14 protein-coding genes are annotated in these 18,716 nt (G+C 64.3%); 6 read left to right on the plus strand and 8 right to left on the minus strand.

Annotation, left to right across the window (positions count from 1 at the left end):
* Window positions 1-243: 243 nt before the first annotated feature.
* Together CO670_RS05385 and CO670_RS05390 are read right to left on the minus strand one after the other, a co-directional pair.
* The gene (locus CO670_RS05385) at window positions 244-3,396 is read right to left on the minus strand and encodes an efflux RND transporter permease subunit (RefSeq protein WP_097589307.1); all 3,153 of its coding nucleotides are present in this window, start codon (window positions 3,394-3,396) and stop codon (window positions 244-246) included.
* Window positions 3,396-4,496, minus strand: coding sequence for an efflux RND transporter periplasmic adaptor subunit (locus CO670_RS05390; protein ID WP_176538873.1), 1,101 nt, complete (start codon window positions 4,494-4,496; stop codon window positions 3,396-3,398). The genes CO670_RS05385 and CO670_RS05390 overlap by 1 nt, the downstream gene beginning before the upstream one ends.
* Before the next feature lie 204 nt (window positions 4,497-4,700).
* Between CO670_RS05390 and CO670_RS05395 the strand changes: the two genes are divergently transcribed.
* The 3 genes from CO670_RS05395 (at window position 4,701) to CO670_RS05405 (ending at window position 8,234) form a co-directional block, all read left to right on the plus strand.
* Window positions 4,701-5,387, plus strand: coding sequence for a response regulator (locus CO670_RS05395; RefSeq protein ID WP_097589309.1), 687 nt, complete (start codon window positions 4,701-4,703; stop codon window positions 5,385-5,387).
* A gap of 2 nt (window positions 5,388-5,389) precedes the next feature.
* Complete coding sequence (locus tag CO670_RS05400; RefSeq protein WP_097589310.1) at window positions 5,390-6,679, plus strand: ATP-binding protein; 1,290 nt, start codon at window positions 5,390-5,392, stop codon at window positions 6,677-6,679.
* A gap of 103 nt (window positions 6,680-6,782) precedes the next feature.
* Window positions 6,783-8,234, plus strand: a complete 1,452-nt coding sequence (locus CO670_RS05405) for an efflux transporter outer membrane subunit (protein WP_097589311.1) — start codon at window positions 6,783-6,785, stop codon at window positions 8,232-8,234.
* On the opposite strand, the gene CO670_RS05410 is transcribed toward CO670_RS05405, so the two are convergent.
* The 6 genes from CO670_RS05410 to CO670_RS05435 form a co-directional block, all read right to left on the minus strand.
* Window positions 8,231-9,076: a CoA ester lyase gene (locus CO670_RS05410; RefSeq protein ID WP_097589312.1), complete on the minus strand. Its 846-nt coding sequence runs from the start codon at window positions 9,074-9,076 to the stop codon at window positions 8,231-8,233. The two genes, CO670_RS05405 and CO670_RS05410, sit on opposite strands and share 4 nt — an antisense overlap.
* Window positions 9,073-9,525 (minus strand): MaoC family dehydratase, encoded by a 453-nt coding sequence (locus CO670_RS05415; RefSeq protein WP_097589313.1) that lies wholly within the window; start codon window positions 9,523-9,525, stop codon window positions 9,073-9,075. Before CO670_RS05415 ends, CO670_RS05410 begins: the two co-directional genes overlap by 4 nt.
* The gene (locus CO670_RS05420) at window positions 9,525-11,390 is read right to left on the minus strand and encodes a biotin carboxylase N-terminal domain-containing protein (RefSeq protein ID WP_097589314.1); all 1,866 of its coding nucleotides are present in this window, start codon (window positions 11,388-11,390) and stop codon (window positions 9,525-9,527) included. Before CO670_RS05420 ends, CO670_RS05415 begins: the two co-directional genes overlap by 1 nt.
* A gap of 8 nt (window positions 11,391-11,398) precedes the next feature.
* Window positions 11,399-13,009, minus strand: a complete 1,611-nt coding sequence (locus CO670_RS05425) for a carboxyl transferase domain-containing protein (RefSeq protein WP_097589315.1) — start codon at window positions 13,007-13,009, stop codon at window positions 11,399-11,401.
* Window positions 13,006-14,151, minus strand: a complete 1,146-nt coding sequence (locus tag CO670_RS05430) for an isovaleryl-CoA dehydrogenase (RefSeq protein ID WP_097589316.1) — start codon at window positions 14,149-14,151, stop codon at window positions 13,006-13,008. Before CO670_RS05430 ends, CO670_RS05425 begins: the two co-directional genes overlap by 4 nt.
* A gap of 273 nt (window positions 14,152-14,424) precedes the next feature.
* Complete coding sequence (locus CO670_RS05435; protein WP_097589317.1) at window positions 14,425-15,474, minus strand: AraC family transcriptional regulator; 1,050 nt, start codon at window positions 15,472-15,474, stop codon at window positions 14,425-14,427.
* A gap of 83 nt (window positions 15,475-15,557) precedes the next feature.
* Between CO670_RS05435 and CO670_RS05440 the strand changes: the two genes are divergently transcribed.
* From CO670_RS05440 to CO670_RS05450, 3 genes are read left to right on the plus strand one after another with little or no spacing between them, the layout of a single operon-like run.
* Window positions 15,558-16,325, plus strand: a complete 768-nt coding sequence (locus tag CO670_RS05440) for a 3-hydroxyacyl-CoA dehydrogenase (protein WP_097589318.1) — start codon at window positions 15,558-15,560, stop codon at window positions 16,323-16,325.
* Window positions 16,326-16,347: 22 nt separating this feature from the next.
* Window positions 16,348-17,535 (plus strand): acetyl-CoA C-acyltransferase, encoded by a 1,188-nt coding sequence (locus CO670_RS05445; protein ID WP_097589319.1) that lies wholly within the window; start codon window positions 16,348-16,350, stop codon window positions 17,533-17,535.
* A gap of 15 nt (window positions 17,536-17,550) precedes the next feature.
* Window positions 17,551-18,678, plus strand: coding sequence for an acyl-CoA dehydrogenase family protein (locus CO670_RS05450; protein ID WP_097589320.1), 1,128 nt, complete (start codon window positions 17,551-17,553; stop codon window positions 18,676-18,678).
* The last annotated feature ends 38 nt before the right edge of the window (window positions 18,679-18,716 follow it).

The following is an 18,716-nucleotide window of genomic DNA, read 5'->3' on the forward strand; positions in this document are numbered from 1 at the left end:
GCATCGATAGCCGCGCCGCTCTGTCGAACTGTTCGACCTGATCACCGGTGCAGGTCGTCGATCACCCCGTTCCACCAATTGAAATGTCTTCTGACAGAGCCGGCCCTCCCGATCGGGATGCAGGACGCGCAGGCGGCTTGAGGCCGCCTGCGGGGGAACACGTCCCGCGGTCTGTTCCCGTGGGGGAGGGAACGCGACCGAAGAGGTCGCCGTCACCGGCTGCTGACTGGAAGGTAGCGGAGATCATCTCTGACCGTGCCCCCGCCGTGATTGCTCGGGGTGGAAGGCGATCGCCGCGTGGTCGTTGGAAGCATGCGGCGTATCTCCGGCCGCCTCCTCAGCCAGTCCGATCCGGCGCAGCAACCGCTTGAGGATCTGGTCCAAGTCGTCGACGAAGGTGAAGATGACGGGGATGACGATGAGGCTGAGCAGCGTCGACATCATCACGCCGCCGATCACGACGATCGCCATCGGCTGCCGGAAACTGGAATCGCCGCCCGTCAGGCTGAGTGCGACCGGAAGCATGCCCGATGCCATGGCAATGGTGGTCATGACGATCGGCCGGGCGCGCTTGTGGCAGGCGTCGACGAGCGCATCGAACCTCGACATGCCCTGGCGGCGCGACATGATCGCATATTCGATGAGAAGGATGGAGTTCTTCGTCACCACGCCCATCAGCATGAGCAGCCCGATGACGGCGGCCATCGAGAAGCTGGTTCCGGTCAAAACCAGCGGCAGCAGCGCGCCGCCGAGCGAGAGCGGCAGGGCCATCAGCAGGGTGAACGGCTGCAGGAAGTCATGGAAGAGCAGTACGAGAACCGCATAGATGCAGAAGACGCCGATCGCCATGGCAAGGCCGAAGCTCTGGAACAGCTCCGAACTACGCTGAAGCTCGCCCTGTTCGACAAGGGTGACGCCCGAAGGCAGGTGCTGCAGCGCCGGCAGGGCCTGCGCCTCGCGGTTGACGTCGCCGAGGATGCGGCCGTTGAGCTCGACGGAGAGAGTGACATTGCGCATCCGGTCGATGCGGTCGATTTCGGAGGGGCTGCCGCCGATCCTGACATCGGCGATCGATCCGAGATCGACATTGCCGTTCGTTCCCGCCACCCGCATGTTCTTGATGTCGTCCAGATTGGTGCGAGTCTCAGGCGAGAAGCGGACGACGATCGGAATCTGTCGTTGCGGCAGGTTGAGCTTCGGCAGGTCGGCCGAATATTCTCCATTCGTCGCCACACGCACGGCTTCGGCGATGGAGCTCGATGTCACGCCGAGCGCTGCTGCGCGTGCAAAGTCGGGCGTGATCTGGATTTCGGGCGCTTGCCGCGCCGCCGTTGACGTCACCGCGCCGATGCCCTGCAGCGTGCGGAGCTGCTCTTCGAGCGCGGTGGCCGCGCTGTCGAGGACGGTTGCATCGTCGCTTGCAAGCGTGATTTCGAGCTTCGTCCCATTGCCGCTGCCGCCGACCTCCACGCGGACGCCGGGGAGTACCGAGAGCGCCTGCCGGATGTCGTTTTCGATTTCCGACTGCTTGCGGTCACGATCGCCGATGGACGACAGCACGGCGACGATCGTAGCGGAGCCGACATCGCTCGTCGTGCTGGCGTCCGGCCCGCCGCCCGAGGCTGCGGAACCGACCGAGGAAAAGACACCTGTCACGTCCTTGAGCTTTCCGACTATACCGGCTGCTTTTCTGGCCGCGGCGTCCGTCTGCTCGATGGTGGCGCCCGGCTGCATGGTGAGCGTGATCTGGGTTCGCGCGTCGTCGGAAGCGGGCAGGAAGCCTGATTTCAGCAGGGGAATGGTGGAAAGCGAAAGCGCGACGACGACGGCGGTTACCGCCGCCGTGGTCTTTCTGTGGTTCATGGCGGCTTTCACGATTGCCATATAGGCGCGCATGATGCGGCCGTCCTTTTCCTCGGTCGGATGGGCCTTCATGAAATAGGCGGCCATCATCGGCGTCAGCAGGCGCGCGACGACCAGCGAGGCGAGGACGGCAACGGCGGCGGTGACGCCGAACTGGCGGAACAGAAGTCCCGGAATGCCGCTCATGAAGGCCGTCGGCAGGAAGACTGCGACCAGCGTGAAGGTGGTTGCGATGACGGCAAGCCCGATCTCGTTGGCGGCTTCGAGGGCGGCATCGATCGGCCTCTTGCCCATCTGCAGGTGGCGGGCGATGTTCTCGACCTCGACGATGGCATCATCGACGAGGATGCCGACCACCAGCGACAGCGCAAGCAGCGTGACGATGTTCAGGCTGAAGCCGCAGAGATACATGACGAGGAAGGTCGGGATGACAGATAAGGGCAGCGCCACCGCCGACAGGATCGTCGCGCGCCAGTCCCGGAGGAAGAGCCAGACGACGATGATCGCCAGGATCGATCCTTCGTACAGCATGTGCATCGAACCGTCGTAATTGTCGATGATCGGCCCGATGGTGCTGTAGGCTTCCTCGATCTGCACGTTGGAATGCTCGGCGGCGAATTGTTCGATCGCCTTGCCGACGTCATCGGCGACACCACTGTCGGAAAATCCGTTCGAACGTTTGATCTCGACTGCGATCACCGGCTTGCCGTCGAGATAGGCCATGGAGGACCGTTCGGCGAAGCTGTCGGTCACGGATGCGACGTCGTCGAGGCGAACCTGCTGGCCGTTCGCCAGGGGAATTCTGAGGCCCTTCAGGGCTTCGACCGATGGCAGGGCGCCGAGCGTGCGCAAGGTCTGGCGGGTGCCGCCGATTTCACCGAGGCCACCCGACGTATCCGCCTGCACGGCCTTCAGCTGCGACGACACGGTGGCCGCGGTGACGCCGAGGGAAGCCATCGTCGTGGGGTCGAGGTCCACATGAACCTCGCGGTCGATCCCGCCGATGCGGTTGACCTGCCCGACGCCGGGCACCGACAGCAGCGCCTTGGTCAGGTCGTTGTCGACGAACCAGGAAAGCTCGGTCTCGTTGAGGGCGGTCGAGCGGATGGCATAGGTGACGAGCGCGGAACTCTGTACCGTGACCTTGGTGACGACAGGCGACTCCATCTGCGCCGGCAGATCGCCCTTGACGCTGTCGACGGCATTGCGGACTTCGTTCAGGGCTGTTTCGCTGTCTTTTTCCAGCTTGAAGGAAACCTTGATCGAGACAGTGCCATCGGTGATGGTCGTGGTGATATGGTCGAGATAGCTGAGCGCGGCGAGACTATCTTCGATGGTGCGCGCGACCTCGGTCTCGAGCTGCGTCGGCGCCGCGCCGTCGAGCGTCGCCGTGACGCTGATGGTGGGAAGGTCCATATCGGGAAAATTCTGGACGGCCAGCTGCTTGAAGGCCAGGAGCCCGCCGACGGCAAGCATCACGAACAGCAGTATCGCCGGTACGGGATTGCGGATCGACCACGCCGAGAAGTTCATCAGTTTGTCTCCGCAACTTTCACGAGGTCATTGTCCGACAGGAACGCGCCGCCCGAGGTCACCACCTTCGACGACCGATCGATGCCGGAGACGATTTCCACCTCCCCATCGTTGCGGCGGCCCGTTTCCACCCGGACCCTTTGCACCCGCTGATCCTCGCCTGATGTGAAGACGTAGCTGATGCCATCCCGGAAGACGATCGCCGTCTCGGGAACGGTCAGCGCCGGGGAGGTCTGCAGTTCGATATTGCCGGTCACGTAAAGCCCGGTGCGTGGACGCATGTCGGCGGGAAGTGCGACATAGACGATCGCCCGGCTGGTATCGGTGCTGACCGACGGTCCGACAAGCCTCACCTTGCCCTCGATGGCCTGGCCGTCCGGCCCGTTGATCTTGACGCTCAGGCCTTCCGAAATGCGCGGGAGATAGCGGGCGGAAACCTCGGCCTGCCATTCGATCCGCTGCTGGCGCACCATGCGGAACAGCTCTGTGCCGGTAGAGACGACAGCACCGAGATTGGCGGAACGCGAGGTTATGACGCCGTCGTCGACGGCGGTGACGGTCGTCTGCCCAAGCTTGATCTTTTCGCTGTCGAGTGCTGCCTCTTCGGACGCAAGACTTGCCGTCGCCGTCTGCTCGTCGGCCAGATATTCGACGATCTTCTCGTCGGAAAGCGCGCCGGAAGGACGCAGCTGCCGCGCCCGGTCGGCATTGGCCTTGGCTTTCGCAAGGCTTGCCTTGGCGGTCTCGACGGCCGCTTCCTGCTTGCGCAGGTCGGCGAGCACGCTTTCCTGGGAAAGCCGGACGAGCGTCTCTCCCTTCGCGACCACGGAGCCGACATCGACCAGGACATCGGTGATGCGCAGGCCGCTCGTCTCCGAGGCGATGATCGCTTCCTGCCACGGTTTCAGCCACCCGCTCGCGGGAACGGTCTCCGGCCAGTCGCGTTGTGCCGGCGCAGCCAAGGAGACGGTGAGCGCGGTTGCGGCGGCCTGTTCCGCCATGGCAAGACGGACGGGAGAGACAAGAACTGCCGCAACAAGCGCAGTGGCAAATATTCTGGACGGTTTTCTCAACAAAGCATTCCTTGTGGTCAAAGGCATCGATGCCTTTGGATCCGCGCGAACGCAACGAAGGACTGCCGCTCATGTCGAGGCAGCCCGCTCCCGGTGCGCGTCGATGTCATGGCAGGATAAGTAGCGGGGCGAACGTTAAGCGCGGTCAAGTTAGTGTTAAGTTAGGTAAAACTTGGCGGGGTGATCGCGTTTTGCTGTATGGCTTGCTGGAATTAATGACGGACGAAGTGAATGAACAAGGTTCTCCTCATCGACGACGATGCCGAGCTGACGACGCTTCTGCAGGAATATCTGGTCGAGGAAGGATATGACGTGGTGACGGATACGGACGGCCGCGCCGCCATTGCCGCGGCCGCCGGCAATACGGTCGATATCATCGTCCTCGACATCATGATGCCGCGGATGAACGGGATTGAGGTCCTGCAGCGGATCAGGAAGCTCAGCCAGGTCCCCGTTCTGATGCTGACGGCAAGGGGCGACGACGTGGACAGGATATCGGGCCTCAATCTCGGCGCCGACGACTATGTGCCGAAACCCTGCTCGCCGGGCGAATTGGCGGCGAGGCTGCGCGCCATCCTGCGCCGCGCCGGCCAGCCGGCCGCGGGCGTCTCGACCGACACGGTCAGGGCAGGGCAACTGGTGATCCATTCCGGCAGCAGAAGCGCCGAATGGCGCGGCGAGACTTTGGATCTGACCGGCACCGAATTCAGCCTGCTCGAGGTTCTTGCCCGCAGCGGCGGTCAGCTGGTGTCGAAGCAGGAGATTTCGAAGCGGGCCTTCGGCAAGCCGCTCACACCGTTCGACCGCCGTATCGACGTCCATATCAGCAGCGTTCGCCAGAAGCTCGGCCTCAGGGAGGACGGGCAATCCTGGATCCAGTCCGTCCGCGGCCAGGGCTATCAACTTCTCGTGGACTGACCATGCCCCGGCTTTTCTGGAAATTCTTCAGGATCATCTGGCTGACGCTGGCGGCAAGCCTCGCTGTTATTATCCTTATCGTCAAACTCCTTCAGGCGGTTCCTTTCGCGAGCGAGCTGGAGCAGGAGCGGCGGACGCTCGTATTGAATCTGACGGCAAATATTCTGGTAGAGGACGGCGAAGCGGCCGCTGCGCGTTTCGTGACCACAAGCGAAAAGACGCAGCCCCTCGGCCTGACCCTGTCGAAGCCTGACGAGGTCGATGCCTGCGCCGAGAAGAACACGATCACCACCCGATCCGTCCCGAAGAATGGGATCTGCTATCGGCTTTCGGTGTCGGCTTCGGGCGGTTCCACCTTCGACAGCCTTGGGCCATTCCTACCCTGGCTCACCATCCTGGTCGCCAGCACGATCGCGGCCGGCGCGCTGGCGCGATACCTCATTCGTCCTGTCGTGCATCTGCGCGACGGCTTGAGCGCGCTCGCCCATGGCCGTTTCGACTTCCGCATCGGCGACAAGATGGCCGGGCGAAAGGATGAAGTCACCGCACTTGCTTATGATTTCGATGCGAGCGCCGCCCGGCTTCAGGAGCTTCAGGATGCGCAGCAGAGGCTGTTCCATGACGTTTCCCACGAGCTGCGCTCGCCTTTGTCCCGCCTGCAGGCCGCCGTCGGCGTTCTCAGGCAGAGCCCGGCCAAACTCGCGGCCATGCTGGATCGCATGGACCGGGAGGTCGAACGGCTCGATACGCTGGTGGGCGAGGTTCTCACACTTGCGAGACTGACGGCGGCATCCAGCCGGCCGCTGAAAACGCAGAGCCTGGATGTGATCGAACTCCTCAACGAAATCCTCGGCGATGCGGCATTCGAGGCCCAGGCGCGAGAGGTTTCGATCACGACGAGCGTTGCGGGCGTCTTCCGCGCCGAGGTCGAAGGCGAACTGATCTACAGGGCGCTCGAAAACGTCGTCCGCAACGCCGTCAAACACACGGCGGAGCATTCCCACATATCGGTATCCTGCGAGGCGGCGGCCGACCGCCTGACGATCCGCGTCGCCGATCACGGACCGGGTGTCGGGCGGGACGAACTCGAGCGCATCTTCCAGCCGTTTTCCCGCGGGAAGGACGCCGTGCCGAGAGGCGGATACGGCCTTGGCCTCGCCATCACCCGGCAGGCGATCGAGCGCCACGGCGGGCGCGTGCACGCATCGCTGCCGGAAGCCGGCGGCCTGGCCATCACGCTGGAACTTCCGAGAAGGCCGACGCCCTATGGGGCGGACGGCGATCAAAGCTGATCTCGATGAAGGCGGGTTTTACCTAACTTTACAGTTTCTTAACCGCCATTAACGCTGGCGTCGCTAAGCCTGAACCCACGATCCCGGTTCAGAAGGCTCGCCCGTGAGTACGTCGCTTCGCACAAGACTATCATCCCTCCGCTACGCCGCATCGCTCCTGACAATTCTGCTGGCAGGCTGCGTCAGCGGCCCGGATCACGGTCCCCCGCAAATGCCGCTGCCCGCCAAATTCGAGGAGGGCGGTAGCAAAAGCAACGGCAATGTCGTGACCGCTGAATGGTGGACGGCCTATCGCGACAAGCGGCTCGACGGTCTGGTGGCCCATGGCCTCCGCGAAAACCTCGATGTGCTGCAGGCGCTCGAGAACATCAATTCGTCTGCCGCCAACGTCACCATCGCCGGTGCCGGCGGCCTGCCGAGCCTGACCGTCGGCGCATCGCATACGCTGTCCGGCGAGAAGGGGCGGCTGCGCACGAGCGTCGGCACCACGAACACATCAGGCGGCGAGGCCAGCCTTTCCTGGCTGCTCGACTTTTTCGGCCAGTATCGCCGCTCCAGGGAAAGCGCGATCGCCTCGCTCGGGGCCGCCTATGCGACGGCCGACAATGCCAAGCTCACCTTTCTGAAAGATCTCGTCGAGAGCTATATCGACGCCCGCTACTATCAGGAGCGCATCGCGCTGTCGCAGGCGAGTTTGAAATCCCGCCAGCAGACTTACGAACTGACGCAGCTGCAGCTGAAAGCCGGTGCGGCCTCCCGCTTCGACGTCGTGCAGGCCGAAGGGCTGGTGCAATCGACAAAGTCCGACATTCCCGGCCTCGAAAAGAGTTTCACGGAATCGGCCCATCACATCGCCACGCTCATCGGGATGCCGGCAGCCTCGCTGATGGGTGAGCTGCGGAAGAGTGCGGGCCAGCCGGTGTTCCGCGGCGATCTTCGCGCCGGCATTCCGGCCGATCTGATCCGCAACCGTCCCGATATCCGCAAGGCCGAACGCGAGCTGGCGGCGGCTGTCGCCAATATCGGCGCAGCCGAAGCCCAGCTCTATCCGTCGATCTCGCTTTCCGGCTCGATCTCGCCGAGCTGGGTCAAATCGTCGGGCGCCAGCGGCGCAAGCCTGACCAGCTGGTCCTTCGGCCCATCTCTCAGTCTGCCGATCTTCGATGGCGGTACGTTGCGGGCGAATGTCGATATCGAAAAATCCGATGCGAAGACCCAGTATCTCGCCTGGAAAGCAGCGGTGCTGAACGGCGTCGAAGAGGTCGAAAATGCGCTGACGGCGGTTCGCCGCGACACCCAGACGCTGGAGCCGTTGCGCAGGCAGGTGCAGACGGCGCAGGAATCGCTCGCGCTCTCGACCGTAAGCTACAAGGATGGCGCCTCCTCGCTGCTCGATGTCCTGGACGCGCAACGTTCGGTCTCCGATGCTCAGGCGAGCCTTGCCGCTACCGTGCAGCAGGTCGCCAAGGACTATGTGGACCTTTATGTCGCCATCGGTGCCGGTTATCTCGAGCCGGAGCAGGTTGCCTCCAAACCAACCGCAAAATCTGGCTAGTTGGGCAGCCGTCCGGCGCTCGCCAAAATGCGGAGCGCGAGCTTCAAATGCGGCAGGTCGAGCATGCGTCCTTCAAGCTGGATGGCGCCTGCGTCAGGGTTCGCTGCAAAGGCGGCGGCGACTTTCTCGGCCCAGGCGATTTCCGAGGCATCCGGGGTGAAGGTCTGGTTGATCGCTTCGACCTGGCTCGGATGGATGGCCATCATGCCGGAAAAACCGTCGCGCCGGCCGCGGCCGGCATAGGCTCTCAGACCGTTGAGATCGCGAAAGTCAGGATAGACGGTTTCGATGGCCGGAACGGCGGCGGCTTGGGCTGCGAAGAGCGTAAGCGAACGGGCAAGCTCGTAGGGCGGCGTATAACGGCCATCCGTTCTTCGCGCGGTCGCGGCCCCCATCGCCGCAGACAGATCCTCTGCACCCCAGGTCAGCCCGCAGAGATAGGCCGAAACCTCCCGGTAGCTGCCGATCTCGAAAATCGCGGACGGCGTTTCCGTCGCGATCGGCAGGATGGGAATGGCAGAGGCGAGGGCGCTTGCAAGCTTCCGCACCGAAGCGGCGCCCTCGGCCTTTGGCAGCATGAGTGCGAAGAGATGAAGGCCGCTCAGGGCGGCAAGGTCTTCTTCGAATTCCGGCGAGGCGAGGGGATTGATGCGGATGAGGAGCTTGGTCTCGCCGGCATGGCGCGGCACGAATTCATGCACGCTGTCGCGGGCCTTTGGTTTGTTGGCCGGCGCGACAGAATCTTCCAGATCGAGAATGACGGCATCGGCGCCCGAGGTGAGCGCTTTTTCGAAACGTTCCGGCCGGTCGCCGGGCACGAAGAGCAGCGAGCGCAGCCTCATGACGGCTTCACCTTCAGCATTGCGGTGCGCAGGCACTGGCAGACGATCTCGTCGCGCTGGTTCAGGGTGATGTGCCGGAAGGTGACGATGCCGGCATCGGGGCGGGAGTTCGAGCGGCGCAGCTCCGTCACCTCGGTTTCCACCCTGAGCGTATCGCCGATGAAGACCGGCTTCGGCATCGTCACCTTGTCATAGCCGAGATTGGCGACCAGCGTGCCGAGCGTGGTGTCGCCGACCGAAAGGCCGACGGTGAGCGCGAAGGTGAAGGTGCCGTTGACGACGATCCGGCCGAATTCGGTGCCGGCCGCATAGCCGGCATCGAGATGCAGCGGCTGCGGATTGTGGGAGAGCGTCGTGAAGAGCAGGTTGTCGGTCTCGGTGACCGTGCGGCGGATGTCATGGGCGATGCGGTCGCCGACCGTCCACTCGTCGAAATAACGGCCGGCCATCACTCCTCTCCCTTCATGACGCTGACGACCAGCTGGTTTTCCGAGACCCTGACACCGGGAGCGACCTGCAGTTTGCCGACGATGCCGTCGAAGGGCGCCCGCAGCGTATGTTCCATCTTCATCGCTTCGACCGTCAGCAGACGGTCCCCCTTGGCCACGCGATCGCCCTCAGTGACGTGGACCGAAATGACGAGGCCGGGCATCGGCGACAGGATGGCGCCGTCGCCCACGCCATGATTTGCTTCGACCTCGCCTGCGTGGGGCAAGCCGATCGGCCAGGCATTGCCGGCATCGAAAAGTACCGTCGCCTCGTCCATCTCGACGGCATTTGTTTCGAGGTCGCCGCGGGCCCTTCCCCAATGGAGGTGACCGTCGATGCGCACGCGCACGCGGCTGTCGCTGGGCCCGGCGATACGGAAGCCGGTCAGTGCGGACCAGGGATCGCCAACCGTGCCCTTCGAAAGTGCCGTCGCTGCCTTGTCGATGACGGTTTCATCGGGCTCCTTCGCCAAAAGGCCTTCGCCGTGGCGGTCGAGGAAGCCGGTATCGATCTGGGCTGCACGGAAATCCGGATCAGTGGCGATGCGGGCGAGAAGACCGGCATTGGATTTGACCGGCCAGACCTCGATACCGGCGCAGGCGGCGGCGAGCTTCGAAAGGGCCGTCTCGCGGTTCGGCCCATGCGCAATGATCTTGGCAATCATCGGATCGTAGAAGGCAGTGATCTCATTGCCCTGATCGACGCCGCTGTCGACGCGGACCGTCTCCGGCAGCTTGAGATATTCGAGCCGGCCGGTCGAGGGCAGATAGCCGGCAGAGGGATTTTCGGCATAGAGCCGGGCTTCGAAGGCCCAGCCATTCATGGCGATCTCGTCCTGATTTTTCGGTAAGGGTTCGCCGGCAGCGATCTTCAGCTGCCAGAGGACCAGATCCTCGCCGGTAATTGCCTCGGTGACCGGGTGCTCCACCTGCAGGCGCGTGTTCATCTCCATGAACCAGATGCGGTCGGGATCGAGGCCTGCGGAGGCATCGGCGATGAATTCGATCGTGCCGGCGCCGACATAGTTCACCGCTTTCGCGGCCTTGACCGCCGCATCGCAGATCGCCGCGCGGGTGGCGGCATCGAGGCCGGGGGCAGGCGCCTCTTCGATGACCTTCTGATGGCGGCGCTGCAGCGAGCAGTCGCGTTCGAAGAGATGAACGCAATTGCCTGATTTGTCGGCGAAGATCTGCACCTCGATGTGACGCGGATTGGCGATATACCGTTCGATTAGAACGCGGTCGTCGCCGAAGGAGGCAGCTGCTTCACGGCGACAAGAGGCGAGAAGCTCGGCGAAATCCTGCGCGCGGTCGACGCGGCGCATGCCCTTGCCGCCGCCGCCGGCAACGGCCTTGATGAGCACGGGATAACCGATGGCCTCGGCCTCGGCCGCGAGCCTTGCTTCGCTCTGGTCCGGCCCGAGATAACCGGGGGTGACGGGCACGCCGGCTGCCTGCATCAATTCCTTGGCGGCGTCCTTCAGACCCATGGCGCGGATGGCGGCCGGCGGCGCGCCGACCCAGATCATGCCGGCCCTTTCCACCGCTTCGGCGAATTCGGCATTTTCCGACAGGAACCCGTAGCCCGGATGGATGGCGGCAGCGCCTGACTTTCGGGCGGCCTCCAGGATGCGCGCCTCAGAGAGATAACTCTCTCGGGCGGGCGGCGGACCGATGGCGATCGCCTCGTCCGCTTCCCGCACGAAAGGCAGGCCGGCATCGGCCTCGGAATAGACGGCGATGGTGCGGATGCCGAGCGTCTTCGCCGTGCGGATGATGCGGCGGGCGATTTCGCCCCTGTTGGCAATGAGAAGACTTTCCATCATGCCGCGCCTCACATCCTGAACAGGCCGAAGCGCGGCCCTTTCGGGATCGGCGCATTCAGGCAGGCGGAAAAGGCAAGGCCCAGTACGTCGCGCGTCTGGCGCGGGTCGATGATGCCGTCGTCCCAGAGGCGGGCGGTTGCATAATAGGGATTGCCCTCCGCCTCGTAACCGGCGCGGATCGGCGCCTTGAAGGCCTCTTCCTCGGCGGCCGGCCAATCCTCGCCGCGCGCTTCCATCGCGTCGCGGCGGATGGTGGCGAGCACCGAAGCCGCCTGCTCGCCGCCCATGACGCTGATGCGGCTGTTCGGCCAGGTGAACAGGAAGCGCGGGCGATAGGCGCGCCCGCACATGCCGTAATTGCCGGCGCCGAAGCTGCCGCCGATGATAATGGTGACTTTCGGCACGGTGGCGGTTGCCACCGCGGTCACCAGCTTGGCTCCGTCCTTGGCGATGCCGCCGGCCTCGTAGCGGCCGCCGACCATGAAGCCGGAAATATTCTGCAGGAAAAGCAGCGGCACGCGGCGCTGGCAGGCGAGCTCGATGAAATGCGCGCCCTTCAGCGCGCTTTCGGAAAAGAGCACGCCGTTATTGGCGATGACGGCAACTGGCATGCCCCAGATGCGGGCGAAGCCGCAGATGAGCGTGGTGCCGTAGAGCGGCTTGAATTCATGCAGTTCCGAGCCGTCGACGATGCGGCCGATCACCTCGCGTACGTCATAGGGCGAGCGCACGTCCTCGGGAATGATGCCGTGAAGGTCCTCGACGTCGAGCTTCGGCGGCCGGGGGGACTGAATATCGATATCGACCGACTTCACGCTATTGAGGCTGGCGACGATATCGCGCACCAGCAGCAGCGCATGTTCGTCATTTTCCGCGACATGATCGACGACGCCGGAGCGGCGGCCATGGGTTTCGGCGCCGCCCAGTTCTTCGGCCGAGATGATCTCGCCGGTCGCAGCCTTGACCAGCGGCGGGCCGGCGAGGAAGATCGTGCCCTGATTGCGCACGATGACCGTTTCGTCGGACATGGCGGGCACATAGGCGCCGCCGGCCGTGCAGCTTCCCATGACGCAGGCGATCTGTGGGATTCCCTCGGCCGACATCTGCGCCTGGTTGTAGAAGATTGCGCCGAAATGGTCGCGGTCGGGGAAGACCTCGGCCTGGTGCGGAAGATTAGCACCGCCGCTATCGACCAGATAGAGGCAGGGCAGGCGGTTCTGCAGGGCGATTTCCTGCGCCCTGAGATGTTTCTTCACCGTCAGGGGGTAATAGGCGCCGCCCTTCACCGTCGCGTCATTGGCGACGATCATCACCTCGCGGCCGCAAACGCGGCCAATGCCAGCGATGATGCCCGCACCCGGCGCCTCGTCGCCGTACATGCCGTTGGCCGCCAGCGCGCCGATCTCCAGGAAGGGACTGCCGGCATCGAGCAGCAGCTGGATGCGGTCGCGCGGCAGGAGCTTGCCCTTGCCGGTATGGCGCTCGCGCGCCGTTTGCGGTCCGCCTTCGCGCGCTTTCGCCGAGCGCTCGTAGAGCTCGTCGATAATCGCTCTGTTCTTGGCTGTGTTGTTTTTGAAGCTGTCGCTGTCGCGGTCGATCGCCGTCGAAATCACCGTCATGATGCGATGAGCTCCCGCCCGATCAGATAGCGGCGGATCTCGTTGGTGCCCGCGCCGATATCGTAAAGCTTGGCGTCGCGCAGGAAACGCTCGACCGGCCATTCCTTGGTATAGCCGGCGCCGCCGAGCGCTTGGATCGCCTCGAGCGACACCTTCACGGCATTCTCGCTGGCAAAGAGGATCGCGGCGGCCGCATCGGTGCGCGTGGCGCGGCCGGCATCGCAGGCCCGCGCCACGGAATAGACATAGGCGCGCGCCGAATTCAGCGCGACGTACATGTCGGCGATCTTGCCCTGCATCAGCTGGAAATCGCCGATCGCCTTGCCGAACTGCTTGCGGTCGCACACATAGGGCAGCACGACGTCCAGGCAGGCCTGCATGATGCCGAGCGGGCCGGCAGCGAGCACGGCGCGCTCGTAATCGAGGCCCGACATCAGGATCTTGACGCCTTCTCCCTCCCGGCCCATCAGCGCCTCGGCCGGCACCTCGCAATCCTGAAAGACCAGTTCGGCCGTATCGCTGCCGCGCATGCCGAGCTTGGAAAGCTTCTTGGAGACGCTGAAGCCGGGCAGGCCTTTTTCGATGATGAAGGCGGAAATGCCTTTCGGGCCGGCGGCCGGATCGGTCTTGGCATAGACGACGAGCACGTCGGCATGCGGTGCATTGGTGATCCAGAATTTCGTGCCGTTGAGGACATAGCGGTCGCCCTTTTTATCGGCGCGCAACCGCATGGAGACGACATCGGAGCCCGAGCCGACCTCCGACATGGCAAGCGAGCCGACATGGTCGCCTGATATCAGCTTCGGCAGATAGCGGTTTTTCTGTTCCGGCGATGCCCAGCGACGGATCTGGTTGACGCAGAGATTGGAATGAGCGCCGTAGCTCAAGCCCACCGAGGCCGAGGCGCGCGAGACTTCCTCCATGGCGACGACATGCTCGAGATAACCGAGGCCGGCGCCGCCGAATTCTTCCTCGACGGTGATGCCATGCAGGCCGAGCGCGCCCATCTGAGGCCAGAGCTGGCGCGGGAACGTGTTGCTTTCGTCGATCTCCGCGGCGAGCGGAGCAATATGACCGGCGGCAAATCGCGCCGTCGTTTCGCGGATCGCGTCCGCGGTTTCGCCGAGCGAAAAATCAAACATGGCACTCCTCCCGCTGAAATATGTAGCGCGGGTTGCGGCAGGTTCAAAGAGGCACCCCATGCCTCCCTCATGCCTGTGCTTGTCACCGGCATCCAACCATCGCGCGTCCGCGCGGTGAATGGCTCTTTGCTCGCTCGAAGAAAGTCTCTTGCGCCCAAGGACTTGGGCGCGCTGGATGCCTGTGACAAGCACAGGCATGAGGGAGTATGTGGAACTGCCAGCGCCAAATAGCGACTGGGTCTAGATGCAGGTCTCGGCTTATTACCCACTGCGCTATTCCCCCGCTTCCTCCCGTCGAAAAGTCTCAGGGCTCTTGCCCATCCATTTGCGAAATGCGCGAAAAAAGGCGCTGGGTTCGGAATAGCCGAGCTGTACGGCGATCTCGCCGATCGTTTTCGAGGTATTCAGCAGCAGTTCGACGGCGAGGTCGCGGCGGATGTCGTCCTTGATGGCGGCATAGCTTTGTCCTTCGTCGTGCAGGCGGTGGCGCAGCGTCGAGGGCGGCATGCGCATGTCGGCGGCGAGTTCGGCGAAGCTTCGCCACGTGGCCGGCGTTGCCTGGTTCAAGCGCCGGCGGACGGCCGCGGCGATGCCGGCATCGTAGCGGTAGCGCACGAGAATATTGGCGGGCGCGCCGCGCAGGAATTGTTTCAGCGCCTGTTCGCTGCGTGAAATCGGCAGGTCGAGCAGGGCGCTGTCGAAACCGAGACGGCTGATCGGCTGCGAGAAACGTACCGGCGCGCCGAAGAAAAGCCGGTAGTCGGCGCCTTGTTTCGGCTCGGCGCAGCGGAAATCCACGAGCCGGATCGGGATGCGGCGGCCGACCAGCCAGCAGGTGATGCCGTGCAGGATGATCCAGTAGGTGCGGTAGGCGAAGGCCGAGCGCGGGCTGTCTGCATCCCTGAGTTCGACCTCCGCCAGTCCGTCGCGGATGACGAGCCGTCCCCGGGGATCGTCGAGCACGACATCGAGGAAGCGCAGTGCCCGGCGCAGCGCCTGACCGAGCGTCGGCGCGTGCAGCACGCAATGGCAGAGCAGCGTGAAACTGCCGCTGCGCATCGGCCGGCCGCCCATGCCGAAGAATTCGTCGTCAAGCTCGGCGGCGATCGCCAGCCAGAGCGCGCCATAGGTTTCCGCCGAAACCGGCTGGTCGACGACCGACAGACCCACGCGGGCGAGGATCGGCGCCGTCGGCTTGCCGAGCCGCCGCAGGCTGTCGAGCGCCTCCTCGACGAAAGCAGGTGCGATCATGCGTCGTTCGATCTCGGCCATCTCATCCCCGCTATGGCAAAACTGGCCGAAATAATGGAGCAGTTTTGTCATCGCTTGCAATAGGTGGAACGAATAGAATCGTGGGCGTCGGTGGCGCTCGGAGGAAGACGCGGCCGGCAGGGAGGAACAGATTCATGCTGATCCGTGGGGCAAGTTTCATCGTCACCGGCGGCGGTTCCGGGCTCGGAGCGGCGACGGCGCGCATGCTGGTCGAGGCCGGCGGGCGTGTGACGATCGCCGATCTCAACGTCGAAGCGGGCGAGGCGATCGCGCGGGAATTCGGTAGTGATGCCCGTTTCGTCAAGGCCGATGTGGCCGATGGCGACGATGGACCGGCGGTGGTCGCCGCGGCAGCCGAAGCCTTCGGCGCCTTGCGCGGGCTGGTCAATTGCGCAGGCATCGCTCCGGCCGAAAAGGTGATCGGCCGCGACGGACCACACCGGCTGGAGAGTTTCGCGCGCACCATCGGCATCAATCTCATCGGCACGTTCAACATGATCCGGCTTGCCGCTGCCGCGATCCAGAATGCGGAGCCGGATGCTGAAGGCGAACGCGGCGTGATCGTCAACACGGCCTCGGTCGCCGCCTTCGACGGCCAGATCGGCCAGGCGGCCTATGCCGCTTCCAAGGGCGGGGTGGCGGCGATGACCTTGCCGATCGCCCGCGAGCTTGCCCGTCACGGCATTCGCGTCGTGTCGATTGCGCCCGGCATTTTCGAAACGCCGATGATGGCCGGCATGCCGGCCGAGGTTCAGACAGCCCTCGGCCAGAGCGTGCCCTTTCCGCCGCGGCTTGGCCGGCCGGCGGAATTTGCCGGACTGGTGCGCCATATCGTTGAAAACAACATGCTGAACGGCGTGGTCATTCGCCTCGACGGCGCATTGCGGATGGGCGCGCGGTAAGCGTGACGCCCAAGGAGGAAAGATGGCATTGCAGGACCCAATCGTCATCGTCGGTGCGGCGCGCACGCCGATCGGCAGTTTCCAGGGAGAGTTGAAGGAGGCGACTGCACCGGAACTCGGAGCGGCGGCGATCCGCGCAGCACTTGAGCGCAGCAGCGTCGAAGCCGAGGCGATCGAGGAGGTCGTTTTCGGCTGTGTGTTGCCGGCGGGGCAGGGGCAGGCTCCGGCGCGCCAGGCGGCGATCCATGCGGGCCTCCCCTTCGCGACCGGCGCCAGCACCGTCAACAAGATGTGCGGCTCGGGCATGAAGGCGGTCATGATGGCGCATGACCAGATCGCCGCGGGCAGCGTTTCGATCGCTGTCGCGGGCGGCATGGAAAGCATGACGAATGCGCCCTATCTCCTTGACAAGGCCCGCGGCGGCTACAGGCTCGGCCACGGGCGCGTCGTGGATCATATGTTCCTCGACGGGCTGGAGGATGCTTATGACAAGGGGCGCTTGATGGGCAGCTTCGCGGAGGATTGCGCCGAGGCCTATCAGTTCACGCGCGAGGCGCAGGACAGCTATGCCATCGCCTCGCTGACGCGAGCGCAGAAGGCGATCGCTGAAGGCTGTTTCGACAGCGAGATCGTGCCGGTAACGGTCAGATCGGGCAAATCAGAGCAGATTGCGAGCCGCGACGAGCAGCCGGGCAAGGCCAAGCTCGACAAGATCCCGACGCTGAAGCCCGCCTTTCGCGATGGCGGCACGGTGACGGCCGCCAATTCCAGTTCGATCTCCGATGGCGCGGCAGCCCTCGTTCTGATGCGCCGCTCCGAAGCCGAGCATCGCGGCCTGACACCGCTCGCTACCATCCTTGGCCATGCCACCCATTCGCAGGCGCCCAACCTTTTCGCCACCGCGCCGATCGGCGCGCTGCAGAAGCTCTCCGACCGGACCGGCCTGGCGCTTGCGGATGTCGATCTCTTCGAAATCAACGAGGCTTTCGCCGTCGTCGCCATGGCGGCAATGCGCGATCTCGACCTGCCGCATGAAAAGGTGAACGTGCATGGCGGCGCCTGCGCGCTCGGCCATCCGATCGGCGCATCGGGCGCCCGCATTCTGGTGACGCTGCTTTCAGCATTGGAGCGTTACGATCTGAAGCGCGGCATGGCCGCGCTCTGCATCGGCGGCGGCGAGGCGACGGCCGTCGCTATCGAGCGGCATTAGCGGGGAGGCAAATAGATGATCCTTTCCGAACTCGAGCAGCAGATCTCGGATCTCGCCCGCGACTTTGCCCGCGACCGCTTGGCGCCGGGGGCGACCAAGCGCGACCGGGAGCATCTCTTCCCGCGCGAGGAGCTGAAGGAGATGGGCGAACTCGGGCTCCTCGGCATGCTGGTGCCGGAAGCCTATGGCGGCTCGGATACCGGTGTGGTCGCCTATGCCGCGGTACTCGAGGAGATTGCCGCCGGCGATGGGCCGTGTTCGACGATCATGAGCGTGCACAGCTCCGTCGGCTGCGTGCCGATCCTGAAATTCGGCAGTGAGGAGCAGCGGCAGCGCTTCCTGCCGAAACTCGCGAGCGGCGAATGGATCGGCGGCTTTGCGCTCACCGAACCGCAGGCCGGTTCCGACGCCTCGAACCTGAAGACAAGGGCGCGGCGTGACGGCGATCATTACGTGATCGACGGCGCCAAGCAGTTCATCACCTCGGGCAAGAACGGTAATGTCATCATCGTCTTCGCCGTCACCGATCCCGACGCCGGCAAGAAGGGTATCACCGCCTTCATCGTGCCGACGGAGACGCCGGGTTACGAGGTGATCCGGGTCGAGGAAAAGCTTGGACTGCATTCCACCGATACCTGCCAGATCGCCTTCAACGCCATGCGCATTCCTGCGGATTTGAGGCTCGGTGCCGAAGGCGAAGGCTATCGCATTGCGCTCGCCAATCTCGAGGGCGGGCGGATCGGCATCGCGGCGCAGGCCGTCGGCATGGCGCGCGCAGCCTTCGAGGCGGCGCGGGACTATGCCAAGGAGCGTACGGCCTTCGGAAAGCCGATTTTCGAGCATCAGGCCGTTGCCTTTCGTCTCGCCGATATGGCGGTGCGGATCGAGGCGGCGCGCCAGCTCGTCTTTCATGCGGCTTCTCTTCGGGAGGCGGGGCTGCCCTGCCTTTCGGAAGCCTCGATGGCGAAGCTTTTTGCCTCGGAGATGGCCGAACGCGTCTGCTCGGACGCGATCCAGATCCACGGCGGTTACGGCTACATGGCCGATTATCCGGTCGAGCGCATCTATCGCGATGTGCGCATCTGCCAGATCTACGAGGGGACGAGCGACGTGCAGCGCATGGTGATCGCCCGCAATCTATAAGAACCACATCCGGCCCTGCTTCCGGGGAGGGGAGCACG

This window comes from Rhizobium sp. J15 (assembly GCF_002531825.1).
GTDB lineage: Bacteria > Pseudomonadota > Alphaproteobacteria > Rhizobiales > Rhizobiaceae > Rhizobium.